A 17,663-nucleotide genomic window follows, 5' to 3' on the forward strand; every position below is an offset into this window, starting at 1 on the left:
CTGCATGAGACTTTCGAACTCACAAGGCGTTCCATCTTAAACTTTTAATCTAAATTAATCAAATTACATTCTTTACGATATTTGTTTACTTTCTTCAACTGTTTTACGTTCAATTGAAGTTTGTTCATATATCTATCAATCGTCTCTTTTAGTGTTGCATGTATTAACTTGTGAACATCCTTGTGTATTGCTATGAGATTAGCAAATTCATCTTTTCCACCTAATTCTGTTGGCTTTATATGATGTATCTCCACTTCATTAGCACATAAGAATTTACCTGTGACCAAGCATTTTCCTTTCTGTGATGAGTATTTAGAGAGTTTGTTATCTGCTAATTCAACCGTATTATATTCGTATATATTATTCATAAGCCTTTGTATTTCAGTAGACACATTAGGTTTTAGTTTCTTGTATATTAATTCTCTACCTTGAGATGTATAGTTACATATATTTTGTGAAAAATTCATCACATTTTTAGTCTGTATGTCTGCTATTGGATGGAGATATAAACCTGCTACCTTATGTGTTTTAAAGTTATTTTTATTGAACTTTTTGTATGTTTCGTTGGGTTTAATAGGAATTTCACATTTACCTATTGATTTTAGACGATTGAATAGGGTTTTGGAAATTTGATAGGCTATTTTACTAAAATCTCTGTTAATATGCGTTGCATATTTGTAGTAGTTTTTAATCCCTATAATATATATGTTGTATTTATTGACTGTACTTGTTAAAGGATTTTTTTGTATATTTAAAATTAAATCTCTTAATCTTGATTTAATCTTCTCCTTTTTCTTTTCCATGACGAATGTATTAGCAACATGTTTGTTTCTCTTTTTTACTACTTTAATCTTGAATCCTAGAAAATCTGAACTTTTCTTTCTAAGATTTGTTATTTGAGATTTTTCTGTTGATATATCCAGTTTCAAATTATTCTTTAAATAGTTTTTAATTGCATGAAATATTTTATTTGCTGTTATGTGATTTCTAGTGTAAATTTTGAAATCATCAGCGTACCTTACAATGAACATTTCTTTTAGATTACTATATTTTTTAAGTCCCAAGTATTTACTGTCTACTCTTGAATATCTGTATTTGGTTTCAAAGGTTTCCCATTGGTCACTAACCCACCAATCTAATTCATTTAACACAATATTAGACAGTAAAGGAGATAATATACCTCCTTGTGGAGTACCTTCAGTTGGTATCCCTATTCCTTCTATTGGTGCTTTTAGCATTTTACTAACTATTCTAAGAACTCTCTTATCTTTGATACCTATATCATACATCTGTTTTAATAATTTTGTATGATTTACGTTATCAAAGAAACCTTTTATATCTATATCTACTACATGATGCATCTTCCCTATATTAATTAGGTATTGATTTCTTGACATAGCATGATGAGTTGACCTATTAGGTCTAAATCCATAAGAATGTTTGTGGAATCTTGCTTCGCATATTGATTCAAGAACTTGTTTGAACATTTGCTGTATAATTCTATCTCTCATAGTTGGTATTCCTAAAGGTCTTGTTTTACCGTTATCTTTAGGGATTTCTACCCTTCTAATCGAGTTGGGTTTGTAATTCTTTAGTGTGTCTCTTATTTCTTTCACAAATGTACCTTCATCCTTGACTTTATAATCTGCTATTGTCAATCCATCAGTACCTTTAGTTTTACTTCCTGTGTTAGCCTTGATGTTTCTATATGCAAGAAGTATATTTTCTCTTGATGTTATGATTTCATATAATCTAAGACCGTTAGTGGCTCTTTTCTTACTTCTATCATATAACCAATCGAATGTTTCTTGCATACCGTAATATTCGCTATATCGTAATGCTGTACTCATTGATGGCGTGTTGTTCTCCTTCCATACAGAAGTCCCATCATCTTACCTGACCCTATGAGTTTCATTTAATTAGTTCAGTTTTCAAAGTTCAAGACTTGGGACTATCCCTCCGCCACTTATTATCATGGTTTCATAGGTACTGTGTCCCTACTTTCACAAAAGTAAATTCATTTCAATATCATTTGATATCTTATAGAAACCAACCCGATTAGTAGTCGTTTAGATAGTTGACTTTTGCTTACAATGTTCCGATTAACTTAGCTTTTACATATATCCTTAGATGCTTACTATGAGCCTGTTAATTTATACCTTCGTTGTTAGGTATTCCGAATTTCTTAATTGACAAACATACTTTTCGGTAATTAACCCCACTAGTTGTGGTTTAAATATTTCTATTTAATAAGAATTTAGACTCGTACATTCGCAAGTTCGTCAGTTCATTTAAGAACATTCTCACCGTAGATATTTTCTAGCACTCCGACCTATCATACACTCAACCACCTCTGGTTCGCATTTCGTGGTGGTAGGTTATTATCCCACATGCCTTACGGTATACTCTTAGCCGACTTTACCTAGCTTCAAACCCTTAATGTCTACTAAACATTAAACGCTTGTAGGAGTATCAAGTAATTCGTTTCAGCCTACATGAAGGCTTCATTCCAAATTTCAGTTAATCAGTTAGATTAAATGTGATTTCATTAATCCTCTCTTTTCGTGATTAATCACTTATAGAGAAACATTTCGCACGTCAATTTCTTCAAGCCATACAAATTCTTTTTTCATGCTTGGTAATTGATTTTGCTGCTGAGTATATTTCATACATCTTTTTTCATTTTTATATACTTCATTTCTTTGATTTAAGAAATAGTTATATACAAATCTTGAACAACCGAAAGTCTTTTCAATAATTTCTATCTGATTTTTATTTGGATATATTCTAAATTTGTATGCTTTATTGATTTTCACTACTTTTTACCACCTTTACTTTTTACCTTGACTCTGAATATATTTCTTTATTACTTCTATAGGTGAACCACCTGTTGTAAGTAAGCAGTAACTTCTTGACCAAAAATATTCTTTCCATAATTTTTTCTTTATTTGAGGAAACTCTTTTTTTATAAGTCTACTACTCGCACTTTTATAAGCATTTATAAATTTTGATAATTCACTATTTGGATGTGCTTTGAATAATACATGAACATAATTTTTGTCATGTTCCCATTCTTGGGTAGTTATATTATAATTTGGACTTATTTTCTCAAATATATCTTTTAGTCTATTGCTTATATCATCATTTATTACTTCTCTTCTGTATTTTATAACTAATACAAGATGATAATGCAACAAGAACACTGAATGATTATTTGTATCTAATTTCATTATTATCACTCATTTCTATTATTTACTACTAACTTTATTTTAGCACAAAAAAATAATAGAAGCAAGTTGTGTTTACGCATTCATCTCCCACCTATAGAGGATGGGAGACTTCTGCTAATCGTGTTAAAATATATACAAATAATGATTTCTAAAAAATATCGTATTTGATTTTTTTTACCAAAAATGCTTTAATATGTTTAATCGAATTTAATATATTACTTAATTTTTCACTTTATGTTTATCAATAATCATTTTAAAATGATTATTCATAATAAATAATAAAATGGAGGGATATCAATGAAAAACAGAAAAATCGCTTTATTCATGGTACTAATATTTATAGTATCAATGACAATCACAGCAGTGGCTCAAGAAGATATTACAAAGGATGGTTTAACTGCATCAGAAATGCTAATCAAAGCAACAAATACCTTTAACAACCAATATACGACTTGTAAATTCAGCAATACAACCAATGTTAATACAAAGACTACAGGTTCTATGAATATCAAAAAACCAGATCCAAATGCTGAAGGTAAATTTATTGAAGAAGAACAAAAAATTGATGAAAATACAAATATGGTAATACTTCAAGAAGGAATATTTGAAAAACCAGAAAAAATATATGTAAAAACAACTATTTCTTTAAAAGATATGCCACAAGAACAAAAACCTCAAACCTCTGAAACTTTTATGGATAAAGGAATTATGTACATTAAATCAGGAGAAAATGCAAAATGGATAAAAATAGATATTAATCCTTTAATGGCAGAAATAAAAAAGATAATAGGAAACGATAGAGCAAATGTAGGGATGACAAAAGAACAAATGGAATTATTCGGTATGTATGCTACTTATGATGAAGATACTGTAATTGATGGCAAAGAATACTATGTAATCAATGTAAACATGGACAGTGCTGCTTTAAAAGAAGTATACAACAAGTTAATTAATAAAATGTTTGATCAACTTGGAAAAGTAATCGAACAAACTGAAAAAATTAAAACTGAAAAATCAACAACTGAAACAAATCCAGTACAAACAGAAGAAAAACCAAAAATGAATAAAGAAGTATTAATGCAACAAATGAAAGAAATGTTTTCTAAAATGAATATGAATATTACTTACAAATACTATATCAATAAAGAAACAAAACTATATGAATTCATTGATATTACACAAACAATGGATATGACTATGGATAAATTACATACACAAACAACATCTAGTAGTAAATGTAAATATTATGATTTTAATAAAGAAGTTACTTTCCCTGTAATAAATGCTGACGATATTCAAGATATGAATCAATCACAATTAAAATAATTTAGCCTAAAGACTAGAAAAAATTAATTTTTCTAGTCTTTTTTATTGTATAAATAAAAATCTTTTACAATATTTCTTTCTAATGCATTTTATATACACATTTGGGACAAACTTTTACTATATTATAATAAGGAGGTATTATGCATTCATGAATACTGCTATTTCCTCACACACTCACTCAATCGATATACATTCCCCCGTAGCAATTTATGATTTTGATAAAATATTTACAGAATATCTAACCAATTATTTTACAAGCGAATACAAAGCATTAGTCATTATGTGTATTGGTACAGATCGTGCAACAGGCGATTCTTTAGGTCCTTTGATTGGTTACAAACTAAAAAAAAGCTTAAAAAATTATAAAAACATTTTTATACATGGAACTCTAGAAAATCCTGTTCACGCAAAAAATCTTCGTGCTTCTATTGACTTTGTTTATAAGAACTATAAAAATCCCTTTGTCATTGCTATTGATGCTTGTTTGGGAAAATTTGATAGAATTGGATATATCACAATAGGCTACGGTCCTTTAAAACCTGGAGCTGGTGTAAATAAACAACTTCCTTCTATAGGAAATATGCATATTACAGGCATTGTAAACTTAAGTGGATTTATGGAGTATATTATATTACAAAATACAAGACTAAATCTTGTAATGAAAATGGCTGATACTATTGCTGATGGCATTCAGTATAGCCTATGGAAATTTTTAAAAAGAATTACAAAGGAGCAGTATGAACTAAACTAGATCATCACTGCTCCTCTTTATTTAAAATAAAGATTCATATGTTCTTTTTTCTATAGCATAAATAATCTCATCAATACGCTTATTTTTTATATTTATCACTATCGCACCTTTATCCATATCAATGACACTATCAAAATTGCCCAAATAGCTCAATCTACCATAATCACTATCATAAAGAATAGCATCTACATATCCGTCATAATTTTCATGTACCACTTCATATCCTCTCGCTTCTAATTCTTTGCCTATATCCTTTAGATGATCCTGTATAGCTACTATCTTTGGCATACAAACACCTCCTAGTTGTATTATAACTAGGAGGTGTTATATTTATACTATTTATGTTAAATTTATATAAAATTATCCTGCGGTACAAGAACTTTCAAGCATTTTGGAACCATTTCAAAGCATATATTAAAGCTTTTTCCTATAATATCTCCATCTAAATTGATAGATAACAGTTCTTGACTTTTTATTTTTATCTGCTTTCCTCTATAAATATCTACCTCATCATAGCCCACATGTTCACCTGAAAATATTTTAGGAAATACCATCATAAGCTTTAACTTTGAAATTTTATCAACAACACAAACTTGAAAATCTCCATCTTTTATATCTGCCATTGGAGCAATTTTCATTCCACCACCATAATATTTTCCATTTGCAACTGCTACTAGAGTAATATTTTTATGGTCCTTTGTTCCATCAATATTCATATCTACTTTTTTATACTTATAAGAAAAGATTGTCTTCAGCAATCCTCCAATATAAGCCCACGAACCTGAAATATATTTCTTAATATCTTCTGTTCCCCTCACAATTTCTGCATCTAATCCAACACTTGCAACATTTACAAAATGGCGATCATTAACTTTTCCACAATCAATATGTACTGTTTTTCCATAAATAATAATTTCTAACGCTTTCTCTAAATCCTTTGGTATCCCTACAGTTTTAACAAAATCATTTCCTGTACCAGTTGGAACTACACCAAGAGAAGCATCTGATCCTATTATTCCATTAACAACTTCATAAATTGTTCCGTCTCCACCTACTGCTACAATTTTTTTATATCCTTGTATTACTGCATTTTTTGCTATTTCTTCCGCTTCATTTTTTCGAGTAGTTAATTTGATTTTATAAGGTATATGCAAAGAGTCCATATTTTTCTTGATTTTTTCTATAATAAAATCGCATTTACCTTTCCCTGCTACCGGGTTTACAATAAATAATATATCCATTTACATCCCTCTATAATGCTATTTTTGTGTATTCATCTAAAGATTTATTTTTTGCTCTGTCTAGTGCTTGTATTTCTTCTGCTGAAAGAGTATGGGATGATTTTCCTTTCTTGATAGGTTTTCCATAAATAACATTGTTGCTTCTACTATATATACTTGTAAGTATAAAACCATTATTTTGTTCATCTAACAATGCAATAGAAAAGCTTAAGCTTCCACCCACATCATCAAAAGCATTGTATTGTACCATTCCTACCTTTTGAATACTATAAAGAAGTTTTTCTTGTATTTTTTCTACAAGCGTATCCATTTTATTCATTCTAATATCTAAGTTATCTATTTTTTTGTAATATTCATAAATAATATCTTCTATACTTTTCCCTTCAATATTATTTGATAAGGTTTCATATTTTTTCTTCAGCTTTGATATTTTGGCACTCTGTACACATATAATAATCAATAATAACATGCTAATAACTCCACTATAAAAAACAATTATTTCTAAATTCTCTCTGATGATCTTCAATATATGCTCCACTATTTTCCCCCCTTTACAAAACATCATCCCAATATATTATCTCATGGAAGTGAAAAAAAATAAATAGTATGTCAGATTTTCACACATACTATTTTTTTCTATTTGCACTTAAACCTATCTATTTTTTAATTCGTCACAAATTTTCTTTAAAGCTTCTACTGCTTTTTCTACATCTTCTTTTGTATTAAAATACCCCAAGCTAAACCTTACTGTACCTTGCTCAAATGTTCCCATAGTTTTATGAGCCATAGGTGCACAATGAAGTCCTGAACGAACAGCTATATGAAATACTTTATCTAATATATAGCTTATTTCCGATGAATCTTCATCTTCAATATTGATTGATATTACCGCTGCTTGTTTTTTTGCATCAAGTGGACCATATATACGTACATTATCAATTTTTTGTAGTTCTGAAATCATATATGCTGTTAATTCTTCTTCATGCTTGCGTATTTTTTCTATTCCTTCTTTTAAAATAAATTCAATTCCTGCTCCTAAACCTACAATTCCTGGTGTATTTGGTGTACCACTTTCATATCTATCTGGAATAATCTCTGGTTGAGTAAGAAGTTCCGATTTGCTTCCTGTTCCGCCTTCTTTCATTTGCTGAAGATCCAATCCTTCTCTTATATAGAGAAAACCTGTTCCTTGAGGTCCTAAAAGTCCTTTATGTCCTGGAGCTGCAAGTAAGTCTATATTCATCTTCTCCACATCTATATTATATACACCTGCTGTCTGAGCAGCATCTACTAAATATATTATATTATTTTTCTCTGCAATTTCACCTATTTCCTCTATTGGCATTAATGTTCCAGCTACATTAGATGCATGAGTCGTAGCAATCATTTTTGTATTCTCTTTTATTGCCTTTTCTATATCTTGAGTATCAATCATCCCTTTTTTATCACATTGAATCACTGTGTATTCAATACCTAATTTTTCAAGAGTAACAATAGGTCTAATCATAGAATTATGCTCCATGCTTGTTGTGATAATATGGTCTCCTTGTTTTAATATTCCCTTTAATGCCAAGTTTAATGAATCTGTAGCATTACATGTGAAAATAATCTGCATAGGATTATCTATATTAAATAATTTACAGATCAGTTCCCTTGTTTTATAAATTGCTCTACCTGCTTCTAAAGCTAATTGATGTCCAGCCCTTCCTGGATTTGCCCCATATTCTCTCATACATTTATCCATAGCTACATATACCATTTCTGGCTTAGGATAAGTTGTTGCAGCATTATCTAAATATATCACCATTAAACACCCCCACTTTTATCTCTTTATCATTATATGCACTACATGTTTCACATGAAACACTTATATAGACTGTGCAATAATGATAATATTTGCTACATCAAATATTTCCTTTAGCAAACCAAAATACTCTCTAATAATAATTGCTCTATGATTCTCTTTAGGTGTAATAATCATCATATCCTTTTCATGCTTTTTTATTTTTATTAAACGATTAAAATACTTTTGAAAATCTTTGTCTCCTATTTTATCTTTTAATTTTTTGAATTCTTCTTCTATATTTGTTCCTTTCACTCGTTCTTCCATAGGGGTAAAATCTTCCATATATACTTCCTTTGGAATATCTAGTATAGATTTTATATATTGTTCTTCGTTCATTTTTCTCCGTTACTAAATACCTATAAAAACTTATAAATAAGTTGATGGTTTATAAGTTTTACGCTTTGTTCCTCATTCATCGAACCTGATTTCATAACTAAAAGTTATTACTCTCATTTTTATAGCTCTCCAAAGGCTTAAATTCCTGTGTAACGACACAGTACACATCAGTAGTATCTTTTAAAGTAATGAAGCTACTGATTTAACTTCATACCATTTATATTTATATTCAAGTCGCCTTCTTATAGGTAAACAGCATCAACATAAAAAAAGAAATATGTAAAGATAAGTGAATGACTTCGATAACTTTTGTAAAAAAACTTACTGAAATTACATGAAAAATACGTTAAGAACCTTCATTGTTTGAACGAAGTGAGTTTTGAAGGTTTAGTATTTTTCATGGAATGAAGTTTTGTTTTTTCAAAAGTTATCTGGAATGAACTGTTCTTTATATTTCATTTTAAAGTTGTTTACCTATAGCTCGTTCTTGTATAGCTTTTGATAGTTTTCTATTTTTAAGCATACCACTTACATTCAAATCCTCAATAACAATATACTCTAGCTTGATTTTTACCAAAGATGTTGTTATTTTATGAATATAATTATCTCTTAACCTTTAATTTTTCTATATAACTTTCTCAACTTATTTTCAGTTTTTATTATATTTTAGTTTTATGGTATTTGTAACGGTCTTCACCTCCTTCTATTTTTGTTTTAAATTAAATCTTCAACTAATTATTGTTCATCTGTTCTTTTGCATAATATCTATATCCATTGGTTGACTTATAATGTGATTTCAATTTACCGTTTTTATCCCAATTTCTTAATGTTTGTTCTGATTTTCCTACTAATTTTGAGTATAATACTTCTTCAATCAAATCACTCCTTGAAAAAAGGATGAACTATTGCTTGTTATAAGTCATACTTACTTTTTACTAAAAAATAAATGCGAAAAATCAAAGAAGCAATAATCACTCCAATCAATCCTCCATTGATTAAAGTAACAATATAGCTTCCAATATATCGCAAATTGAACCCACCTAATATCCAAAATATTCTATATGAACTGCTCACTACTGTTATAAACAAAATACATGCATAATAAAATAATTTTGTTTTTGTTGATGTATGATAATTTTTCCCTTTGTATTGATTTCGATTCCTATAAAGATATAAAAATATAATCATAAATCCTATTAAAGTACTGCCATGCTGAAAAAACTTATACATAGGTATTTGATTATTTATAAAATAAATATATTTTCTCAACAAAGGAATCCTATTTACAAACATTCCACCATCATGCGTAAAGCCATCCCACAATACATGAGAAAACATACCAATAATCGCTGAATACACAAAAACAAAAAATCCTTTTACAGATTTTATAGACCATGAATTAACAGCTATATGATAAAACCAACCATCTATAGGTTTGGGTAAATTAAAAATAAAAGGTTTTTTTACAATATAATGAAATATATAAGCAATAATAAAGCATAAAGGAAGATTAAAATAAAAAAATCCACCTATAGTATGTCCAATAGTTCCCATTGGTTTAAATCTTAAAAAATACTCAAAGTCAGGGGCCATGCTACCAAGAACTAAAGCAGTAAAATCAAAGTATTTTCCAAGCTTATTTTTTATAGGAATAACGATTGCTGGGTGTGAAAATGTAAAGGGCATAAAATCGTATCCTTTCGTTAATTATTTATGTCAACTAATACCAAGACATTAAGTAGTGGCTTGTTCCTAACCAAGTAGTACCGTGGAAGGGACTGGTACCTATCGGCAAGTAACAATTCCTCCAACTTTAACAATTAAAAGTTTCACGTGAAACATTAACTTCCTTGAAGCAATTCTACTAATCTTTCTAATTCCTCATCACTATAGTACTCTATTTCTATTTTACCTTTTTTCTTGCCTTTTATAATGTTTACCTTTGTTCCTAATCTAGTTTGTAATGTATCTTCTATAAACATTAAAGTAGTGTCCTTTGTTTTTTGCTTTTTTTTCTTTTCCCCTTTATCGTTTATAAGCTTTGTAACTAAGCTTTCTGTTTCTCTAACAGATAAATTATTTGCAATAATTTTTTCACCTATTTGTTTTTGCAGATTACTATCTTCAATTCTCAATAAAGCTCTAGCATGACCACTTGATAGCAAATTATTCATCAACATCTTTCTTACTTCTTCAGAAAGCTTAAGAAGCCTTATCATATTGGCAATATAAGGTCTACTTTTCCCAATACTAGATGATATTTCCTCTTGAGTTAATTGGTAATCTTCTATTAACATCTTATATGCTAAAGCTTCTTCAATAGGATTCAAATCTTCTCTTTGTAAATTTTCAATAAGTGCAATTTCCATACGTTCCTTTTCATTCAACTCTTTTATAATACATGGTATTTCTTTAAGTCCTGCTTGTCTACAAGCTTTCCATCTTCTTTCACCTGCTACAATTTCATATCCCTCTTTAATAGTCCTTACTACAATAGGCTGAATTACACCGTAATTTTTAATAGATTTAGCTAGAGCATCAAGCTTTTCTTGATCAAAGCTTTTTCTTGGTTGATTTCTATTTGGATTAATTTCATGAATATTAATATTTTGTATATCACCTTTAATTTCTCTATTTTTTTCTATATCAGTATTTCGTTCAGGAATAAGAGCACTAAGTCCTTTACCTAAACCACTTCTTTTTTTTACCAATTATATCACTTCCTCGTCAAGATCTTCTTCTAGATATAAAAATTCTTCTGCAAATTCAGAATATGCTTCTGCTCCTTTAGATTTTGGGTCATATTCAATAATAGATAATCCATAACTAGGAGCTTCTGCTAAACGAACATTTCTAGGAATTAAAGTAGTATATACTTTTCCTCTAAAATATTTTTTCACCTCATCAACTACTTGTATAGAAAGATTTGTTCTTCCATCAAACATACTAAGTATTACCCCTTGAACCTCTAATTTAGAATTTAAGCTTTCTCGTACAAGCTCAATAGTATTCATTAATTGACTTACTCCTTCTAACGCATAGTACTCACATTGAATAGGAATAAGCACACTATCTACAGCAGTTAATGCATTAATTGTTAATAGTCCTAATGATGGTGGGCAATCTATAAAAATATAATCATATTGATTCTTTACTTGATCTATTGCTTTTTTTAATCTTTTTTCTCTATCTCCCATTCCTGTCATTTCAATTTCAGCACCTGCTAGTTGTACACTTGAAGGAATAATAGACAGATTTTCTCGATGTTTTTTAATAATACATTCATTAACTTCTATATTATTTATCAGAAGATCATATGTTGTATAATCTGCATGATCTTTGTCTATTCCAAAACCACTAGTGGTATTTCCCTGAGGGTCAATATCAACAACCAATATTTTCTTTCCTTTTGCCGCTAAACAAGCACTCAAATTTACATTGGTAGTAGTCTTTCCTACTCCACCCTTTTGATTAAAAATTGCAATTACCTTTCCCACCTGAATCACCTCACGAATTCATAATAATACTTATAAATTTCGTTACTGTTTTTAGAATTCCTTCTCTAAATTCTTATATTTTGACACTCCACACACATGAATGCACGTACTACTCCATCTAAAATTATAGTAAGTATAAATAAAGGTATCTGTGAATATAATTTAACATCACGGGTTTGTCTTATAGGAGGTTAAAATTTAATGCTAAGAATTATTATCACTTCCTTTTGGATTGTATTCATTGCAGAATTAGGAGATAAAACACAACTTCAAACTATGATGTTAGCCACCCAATCAAAATCCATATTAGGTGTTTTTATTGGTGCATCCTGTGCTTTAGTACTAAGCTGTCTATTAGGTGTATTTGCTGGTTCTTATATTACCAAGTTTATACCAGCTAATTATTTACAAATAGCTGCTGGTTTTATTTTTATTGTTTTTGGCATATTGACTATGTTTGGTAAAATATGAAAAAGTCGTAGGACATTTGCCCTGCGACTTTTATTACTGATTTTTAGGAATTTTTACAACAACTTCTATATATTCTCCTTTATCTGATTGCTTATATTCAGCCTTTAACCCGGTTTCTTTAATAGCATTATATGCATTCTTTAATGTATTTAAATAAATTTTAAAATTAAAAGCACTTTTAATTCGTTTTTTTGTGCCTTCTTCATCACCCTTAGTAACTTCATCTAATATCTCATTAATTCTTTTTTCTGTCTTCTTTACATTCAAATCTTTATCAATAATCTCTTTTAAGACCATTAACTGCAACTTTTCATCATGTAATTTCAATAAAGCTCTTCCGTGTCTTTCAGTTAATCCGTTCTCTATTAATAATTCCTTTACTTTACTAGGTAATTTTAAAATTCTTAATTTGTTTGCAATAGTTGATTGATTTTTTCCAACCTTTTGTGCAATTTCCTGCTGAGTAAAATTATGATCCTCCATTAAATGAAGATAACCTTCTGCTTCCTCTATAAAATTCAAATCTTCTCTTTGTAAATTTTCAATCAGTGCAAGAACAGCCGAATCCTGATCTGTCATTTCCGTTACAATTGCAGGTATATTTTTAAGCTCAGCAAGCTTTGCAGCCCTTAATCTTCTTTCTCCGGCTACAAGTTCATAACGATTTTCTCCAATTTTTCTAACACTTATAGGCTGTAATACCCCATATACTTTTATGGATTCACTTAATTCTTCTAAATTCCCTTTTTTAAAAACCTTTCTAGGTTGATATGGATTTGGCAAAATAGAATCAACAGGAATTTGTAGAATTTCTGTGCCTATGTCTTTTATCATGATCACTCTTCCCCTTATACTTATAACTATTCTAAGTAATTATTCGTCAAAGAATTTAAACTTCCTTCATTTTTGCAAAATTTTCTAAGAATTTTGTTCTACAAAATATTTATCCTTTCCTTATAGTAAAGGTTTTTTAGTCGGAGTTCCAGCCTTTCTAGGATATTTTGTCGGTGTTTCTTTCACTTTCTCAATTACAACAATATTATGAGTAATATCACAAAACGGCAATTTTATATCTTTCTTTTCAATAAATTTACCGCCTAATACTTCTATCGCTTTTTTTGCATCCTTCATTTCTTCATCAATGTTAGGACCCTTTTGGCAAATAAAATATCCACCTATACTTACAAATGGCAAACAATATTCACATAATACATTTAATGGTGCAACAGCTCTAGCAACAGCAATATCATAGCTTTGCCTGAAATTTTTATTTTTCCCAAAGTCTTCTGCTCGTCCATGCTGAAAATCTACAGCTTTTAATCCTAAATTCTCACAAACCTCTTGAAGAAACTTAATCCTTTTATTTAATGAATCTAATAGCGTTAAGCTTATAGTTGGATCATAAATATTTATAGGAATACCGGGAAACCCTGCACCTGTTCCTACATCAATCACTTTAGAATTTTTCTTTATAAAGGGAAGTGTCATACAGCATAAAGAATCTAAAAAATGCTTAATCATAACTTCTCTTTCTTCTGTAATAGCTGTTAGATTCATTTTTTTATTCCATTCAATTAATAAATCCTTATACTTTAAAAATTGATTGATTTGATCACTATTTAAATTTAACCCTAGTTCTTTTGAGCCTTCTTCAAGAAGCTCTACATTATTCATTTTTTTCACCTCTTTTTCTTCGCTGTTGCTCTAGGTAAATTAAAAGCACAGAAATATCAGCAGGTGATACTCCAGAAATTCTCGATGCCTGTCCAACAGATAAAGGCTTTATAGCATTTAACTTTTGTCTAGCTTCAAGCCTTAACCCATCAATTTGACTATAATCCATATCTGGATTTAATTTTTTCATCTCAAGCTTTTTAAACTGTTCAATCTGTTTTAACTGTTTCCCAATATATCCTTCGTATTTTATTTGTATTTCACACTGCTCTACTACTTCTAACGGAAGATTTGGACGATTTTTATCTAATTCCTTTAAAGCTTCATATGTGATTTGAGGACGCTTTAATAAATCCTTTAAAGATACACCACTTTTTAAAGTAGATGTACCCATTTTTTCTAAAAATTCATTTGCTTGACTAGGAGTTACAGTAGTTTGCTTCAACCTTGTCATTTCTTTTTCTATCAATTCTTTTTTCTTTAAGAATTTCTCATATCTTTCCTTTGTTACTAATCCTATATTATATCCTTTTTCTGTAAGTCTCAAATCTGCATTGTCCTGTCTTAATACTAATCTATATTCTGCTCTAGATGTCATCATTCTATAAGGTTCATTAGTTCCTTTTGTTACTAAATCATCAATAAGTACCCCTATATATGCCTCTGAACGATCTAGTGTAAAAGATTCTTTTCCTTGAATTTTAAGAGCTGCATTAATCCCTGCAATAAGCCCTTGAGCAGCAGCCTCTTCATATCCAGAGCTTCCATTAAATTGTCCTGCTGAAAATAAATATTCAATATCCTTACATTCTAAAGTTAATTTTAATTGTAATGGATCAATACAATCATATTCGATCGCATAAGCCGGACGCATTATCTTTACATTTTCAAGACCTGGAATACTTCTATAGAATTTGACCTGTACATCTTCTGGGAGGCTTGTTGACATACCTTGTACATACATTTCATTAGTATTTAAACCTTCTGGTTCAATAAATAATTGATGTCTTTTCTTATCTGAAAATCTTGTTATCTTATCTTCAATAGAAGGACAATATCTAGGTCCTGTCCCCTCTATTTCTCCGCCATACATTGCAGAACGATGAATATCCTTTCGAATAATTTCATGAGTTTTTTCATTTGTATAAGTAAGCCAGCAAGAAATTTGATCCTTTTCTAATGATTCATTCATAAATGAAAAAGGAACAACTTTTTCATCTCCTGGCTGCTCTTCCATTTTAGAAAAATCCAAAGTAGACTTATCTACCCTTGCTGGTGTACCTGTTTTGAATCTTCTCATTTTTAATCCTATTTCTTCTAAGCTTTTTGTTAATTTTTTAGAAGAAGCTAATCCATTTGGTCCACTTTCATAGCTTGTACGTCCAATAAATATTTTTCCTCCTAAATAAGTTCCTGTAGCTAATATTACTGCTTTTGCAGTATATACAGAGCCTGTACTGAATACAACTCCTTTTACACGATTTTCTTCTACTATAATTTCAATAACTTCTCCTTGCTTTATATCAAGATTTTCTTGATTTTCCAAAACTTTTTTCATTTCTATATGATAAAGCTGTTTATCAGCTTGAGCCCTTAATGAATGCACAGCAGGACCTTTTGCCGTATTGAGCATACGACTTTGTATAAAAGCCTTATCTATAATAAGTCCCATCTCTCCACCTAATGCATCGATTTCTCTTACAAGGTGTCCTTTTCCTGTTCCTCCTATGGAAGGATTACAAGGCATCATAGCAATAGAATCTAAGTTTATGGATACAAGTAATGTACTACAACCCATACGAGCAGATGCTAAAGCTGCTTCACATCCAGCATGCCCAGCTCCAATAACAACTACATCATAATCGCCTGCTCCAAATTTTTCTAGCATTCATATCCCTCCTATTTTCCTAAACAAAAGTTAGCAAATATTTGATCGATTACATCTTCTCCTACTGTTTCTCCTGTAATTTCTCCTAAATATTCCAAGCAATTTTTCACATCTACTTCTACAAAATCTAATGGTAAGCCTTGTTTTATTGCATCAATAGCATCTAATATACTCATTTTTGCTTTTTCTAATGCATCTTTATGCCTTACATTAGTAATAAAAGAAGCCTCTCCTTGCTTTACTTTACCACCATAAACTAACTCAACAATAGTTTCCTCTAATTCATCTATTCCTGTTCCTTTCAAAATAGACACTTTAATGATTTTTTTATTTGGAAGAAGCTTTTTGATTTCATCTATATCTAAAACAACAGGTAAATCAGTTTTATTCATTAAAACAATTGTTGGTCTATCTTTAAGTAGTTCTATAATTTTCCTATCTTCGTCAGTTAAAGCTTCTGAAGCATTTAATACAAAAATCACTAAATCTCCTTTGTTGAAAAATTCTTTACTTCTCTCCACACCAATTTTTTCAACAATGTCTTCCGTTTCTCTAATACCTGCAGTATCAACAATTTTTAGAGGAATTCCTCTTATACTTACAAATTCTTCAATAATATCTCTTGTTGTTCCTGGTACTTCTGTAACAATCGCTCTAGATTCCTTAAGCAATGCATTCATTAGAGATGATTTTCCAACATTTGGTTTTCCAATAATTACTGTATGCAATCCTTCTTTGATAATTCTTCCTGTATTTGAACTTTCAAGAAGGCGCTCAATATCTTCATGAATCTTATTTGAACTTTCCATAAGCTCATTATATGTAATTTCTTCAATATCTTCATCTGGAAAATCAATGTTTACCGTAATATGTGCCATCATTTCTAAAATATTATCCCGAATAGCTTTTACCTCTTTAGATAATGAACCTTCTAATTGACCAAAGGCTACATCAAAGCTTTTATCTGTCTTTGCGCTGATCAAATCCATTACAGCTTCTGCTTGTGAAAGATCAATTCTTCCATTTAAAAACGCTCTCTTTGTAAATTCTCCTCGTTCTGCCATCCTTGCTCCATTTCTTAATACAAGTTGAAGAATCTTTCGTACAGGAACAATACCTCCATGACAGTTAATTTCTACCACATCTTCTGCAGTATATGTATATGGTGCTTTCATATATACAACTAATACCTCGTCTATTAATTTTTTTGTATGAGGATCTACAATTTTTCCGTGGGTAAGTCTCCTCGGTTTATATTCTTTTATACTATTTCCTTTTGTAGGAACAAAAATTTTATCAAGTATTTCTAAAGAAGCTTCTCCACTTAATCTTACAATCCCAATTCCTGCTTCTCCTGGTGCTGTTGCAATAGCTGCAATTGTATCGCTCATTTTATCACCTCT

At 29.9% G+C, this 17,663-nt stretch carries 19 protein-coding genes; 3 read left to right on the forward strand and 16 right to left on the reverse strand.

The annotated features are described in order from the left end of the window. Positions 1-44: 44 nt before the first annotated feature. The 3 genes from ltrA to tnpA all read right to left on the reverse strand — a co-directional run bounded on the left by ltrA (position 45) and on the right by tnpA (position 3,230). On the reverse strand, positions 45-1,850 hold the full coding sequence (ltrA, locus tag KVH43_RS04605) for a group II intron reverse transcriptase/maturase (protein ID WP_218282640.1): 1,806 nt from the start codon (positions 1,848-1,850) through the stop codon (positions 45-47). Between the two features lie 726 nt (positions 1,851-2,576). Next, positions 2,577-2,816, reverse strand: a complete 240-nt coding sequence (locus KVH43_RS04610) for a helix-turn-helix domain-containing protein (protein ID WP_218283694.1) — start codon at positions 2,814-2,816, stop codon at positions 2,577-2,579. A gap of 15 nt (positions 2,817-2,831) precedes the next feature. After that, the gene (gene tnpA, locus KVH43_RS04615) at positions 2,832-3,230 is read right to left on the reverse strand and encodes an IS200/IS605 family transposase (protein WP_218283695.1); all 399 of its coding nucleotides are present in this window, start codon (positions 3,228-3,230) and stop codon (positions 2,832-2,834) included. 297 nt (positions 3,231-3,527) lie between these two features. Between tnpA and KVH43_RS04620 the strand changes: the two genes are divergently transcribed. Together KVH43_RS04620 and yyaC are read left to right on the forward strand one after the other, a co-directional pair. Next, a complete protein-coding gene (locus KVH43_RS04620) occupies positions 3,528-4,556 on the forward strand; it encodes a hypothetical protein (protein WP_218283696.1) in 1,029 nt (342 codons plus the stop codon). 148 nt (positions 4,557-4,704) lie between these two features. Then, positions 4,705-5,307: a spore protease YyaC gene (gene yyaC, locus KVH43_RS04625; RefSeq protein WP_218283697.1), complete on the forward strand. Its 603-nt coding sequence runs from the start codon at positions 4,705-4,707 to the stop codon at positions 5,305-5,307. 21 nt (positions 5,308-5,328) lie between these two features. Here the strand turns inward: yyaC and KVH43_RS04630 are convergent, their stop codons facing one another. The 9 genes from KVH43_RS04630 to KVH43_RS04670 form a co-directional block, all read right to left on the reverse strand. Next, on the reverse strand, positions 5,329-5,595 hold the full coding sequence (locus KVH43_RS04630; protein ID WP_218283698.1) for a YkuS family protein: 267 nt from the start codon (positions 5,593-5,595) through the stop codon (positions 5,329-5,331). A gap of 62 nt (positions 5,596-5,657) precedes the next feature. Continuing rightward, positions 5,658-6,548, reverse strand: a complete 891-nt coding sequence (locus KVH43_RS04635; protein ID WP_218283699.1) for a diacylglycerol/lipid kinase family protein — start codon at positions 6,546-6,548, stop codon at positions 5,658-5,660. A gap of 10 nt (positions 6,549-6,558) precedes the next feature. Continuing rightward, entirely contained in the window at positions 6,559-7,086 is a 528-nt protein-coding gene (locus tag KVH43_RS04640) for a DUF4446 family protein (RefSeq protein WP_218283700.1), read from the reverse strand. A 114-nt stretch (positions 7,087-7,200) separates the two neighbouring features. Then, positions 7,201-8,355, reverse strand: a complete 1,155-nt coding sequence (locus KVH43_RS04645; RefSeq protein WP_338028361.1) for an aminotransferase class V-fold PLP-dependent enzyme — start codon at positions 8,353-8,355, stop codon at positions 7,201-7,203. Positions 8,356-8,415: 60 nt separating this feature from the next. Further along, positions 8,416-8,730: a hypothetical protein gene (locus tag KVH43_RS04650; RefSeq protein WP_218283701.1), complete on the reverse strand. Its 315-nt coding sequence runs from the start codon at positions 8,728-8,730 to the stop codon at positions 8,416-8,418. 731 nt (positions 8,731-9,461) lie between these two features. Then, positions 9,462-9,608, reverse strand: coding sequence for a MerR family transcriptional regulator (locus KVH43_RS04655; protein ID WP_218283702.1), 147 nt, complete (start codon positions 9,606-9,608; stop codon positions 9,462-9,464). Between the two features lie 34 nt (positions 9,609-9,642). After that, entirely contained in the window at positions 9,643-10,416 is a 774-nt protein-coding gene (locus KVH43_RS04660) for a DUF4184 family protein (protein WP_218283703.1), read from the reverse strand. 155 nt (positions 10,417-10,571) lie between these two features. Continuing rightward, positions 10,572-11,441, reverse strand: coding sequence for a ParB/RepB/Spo0J family partition protein (locus tag KVH43_RS04665; RefSeq protein WP_218283704.1), 870 nt, complete (start codon positions 11,439-11,441; stop codon positions 10,572-10,574). Continuing rightward, positions 11,442-12,227 carry a ParA family protein gene (locus KVH43_RS04670; RefSeq protein ID WP_218283705.1) on the reverse strand — a complete coding sequence of 262 codons (786 nt, stop codon included), beginning with the start codon at positions 12,225-12,227 and terminating at the stop codon, positions 11,442-11,444. A gap of 201 nt (positions 12,228-12,428) precedes the next feature. Here KVH43_RS04670 and KVH43_RS04675 point away from each other — a divergent pair, with 201 nt between their 5' ends. Next, positions 12,429-12,698, forward strand: coding sequence for a TMEM165/GDT1 family protein (locus KVH43_RS04675; RefSeq protein WP_218283706.1), 270 nt, complete (start codon positions 12,429-12,431; stop codon positions 12,696-12,698). A 33-nt stretch (positions 12,699-12,731) separates the two neighbouring features. Here the strand turns inward: KVH43_RS04675 and noc are convergent, their stop codons facing one another. From noc to mnmE, 4 genes are all read right to left on the reverse strand, one after another. Then, positions 12,732-13,532, reverse strand: a complete 801-nt coding sequence (gene noc, locus KVH43_RS04680; RefSeq protein ID WP_218283707.1) for a nucleoid occlusion protein — start codon at positions 13,530-13,532, stop codon at positions 12,732-12,734. A 120-nt stretch (positions 13,533-13,652) separates the two neighbouring features. Beyond that, on the reverse strand, positions 13,653-14,372 hold the full coding sequence (rsmG, locus tag KVH43_RS04685; RefSeq protein ID WP_218283708.1) for a 16S rRNA (guanine(527)-N(7))-methyltransferase RsmG: 720 nt from the start codon (positions 14,370-14,372) through the stop codon (positions 13,653-13,655). Next, positions 14,365-16,260: a tRNA uridine-5-carboxymethylaminomethyl(34) synthesis enzyme MnmG gene (gene mnmG / locus KVH43_RS04690; protein ID WP_218283709.1), complete on the reverse strand. Its 1,896-nt coding sequence runs from the start codon at positions 16,258-16,260 to the stop codon at positions 14,365-14,367. The genes rsmG and mnmG overlap by 8 nt, the downstream gene beginning before the upstream one ends. 11 nt (positions 16,261-16,271) lie before the next feature. Continuing rightward, a complete protein-coding gene (gene mnmE / locus KVH43_RS04695; protein ID WP_218283710.1) occupies positions 16,272-17,651 on the reverse strand; it encodes a tRNA uridine-5-carboxymethylaminomethyl(34) synthesis GTPase MnmE in 1,380 nt (459 codons plus the stop codon). Positions 17,652-17,663: the final 12 nt, after the last annotated feature.

It is taken from the genome of Crassaminicella indica, assembly GCF_019203185.1.
GTDB lineage: Bacteria > Bacillota > Clostridia > Peptostreptococcales > Thermotaleaceae > Crassaminicella > Crassaminicella indica.

Bases quoted from the DNA above. Each gene is read 5' to 3' on its own strand.
- KVH43_RS04620 (WP_218283696.1), top strand. From the start codon at position 3,528: ATGAAAAACAGAAAAATCGCTTTATTCATGGTACTAATATTTATAGTA.
- mnmE (WP_218283710.1), bottom strand. From the start codon at position 17,651: ATGAGCGATACAATTGCAGCTATTGCAACAGCACCAGGAGAAGCAGGA.
- KVH43_RS04630 (WP_218283698.1), bottom strand. From the start codon at position 5,595: ATGCCAAAGATAGTAGCTATACAGGATCATCTAAAGGATATAGGCAAA.
- KVH43_RS04635 (WP_218283699.1), bottom strand. From the start codon at position 6,548: ATGGATATATTATTTATTGTAAACCCGGTAGCAGGGAAAGGTAAATGC.
- KVH43_RS04645 (WP_338028361.1), bottom strand. From the start codon at position 8,355: ATGGTGATATATTTAGATAATGCTGCAACAACTTATCCTAAGCCAGAA.
- yyaC (WP_218283697.1), top strand. From the start codon at position 4,705: ATGAATACTGCTATTTCCTCACACACTCACTCAATCGATATACATTCC.
- KVH43_RS04650 (WP_218283701.1), bottom strand. From the start codon at position 8,730: ATGAACGAAGAACAATATATAAAATCTATACTAGATATTCCAAAGGAA.
- noc (WP_218283707.1), bottom strand. From the start codon at position 13,532: ATGATAAAAGACATAGGCACAGAAATTCTACAAATTCCTGTTGATTCT.
- tnpA (WP_218283695.1), bottom strand. From the start codon at position 3,230: ATGAAATTAGATACAAATAATCATTCAGTGTTCTTGTTGCATTATCAT.
- KVH43_RS04660 (WP_218283703.1), bottom strand. From the start codon at position 10,416: ATGCCCTTTACATTTTCACACCCAGCAATCGTTATTCCTATAAAAAAT.
- mnmG (WP_218283709.1), bottom strand. From the start codon at position 16,260: ATGCTAGAAAAATTTGGAGCAGGCGATTATGATGTAGTTGTTATTGGA.
- KVH43_RS04675 (WP_218283706.1), top strand. From the start codon at position 12,429: ATGCTAAGAATTATTATCACTTCCTTTTGGATTGTATTCATTGCAGAA.
- rsmG (WP_218283708.1), bottom strand. From the start codon at position 14,372: ATGAATAATGTAGAGCTTCTTGAAGAAGGCTCAAAAGAACTAGGGTTA.
- ltrA (WP_218282640.1), bottom strand. From the start codon at position 1,850: ATGAGTACAGCATTACGATATAGCGAATATTACGGTATGCAAGAAACA.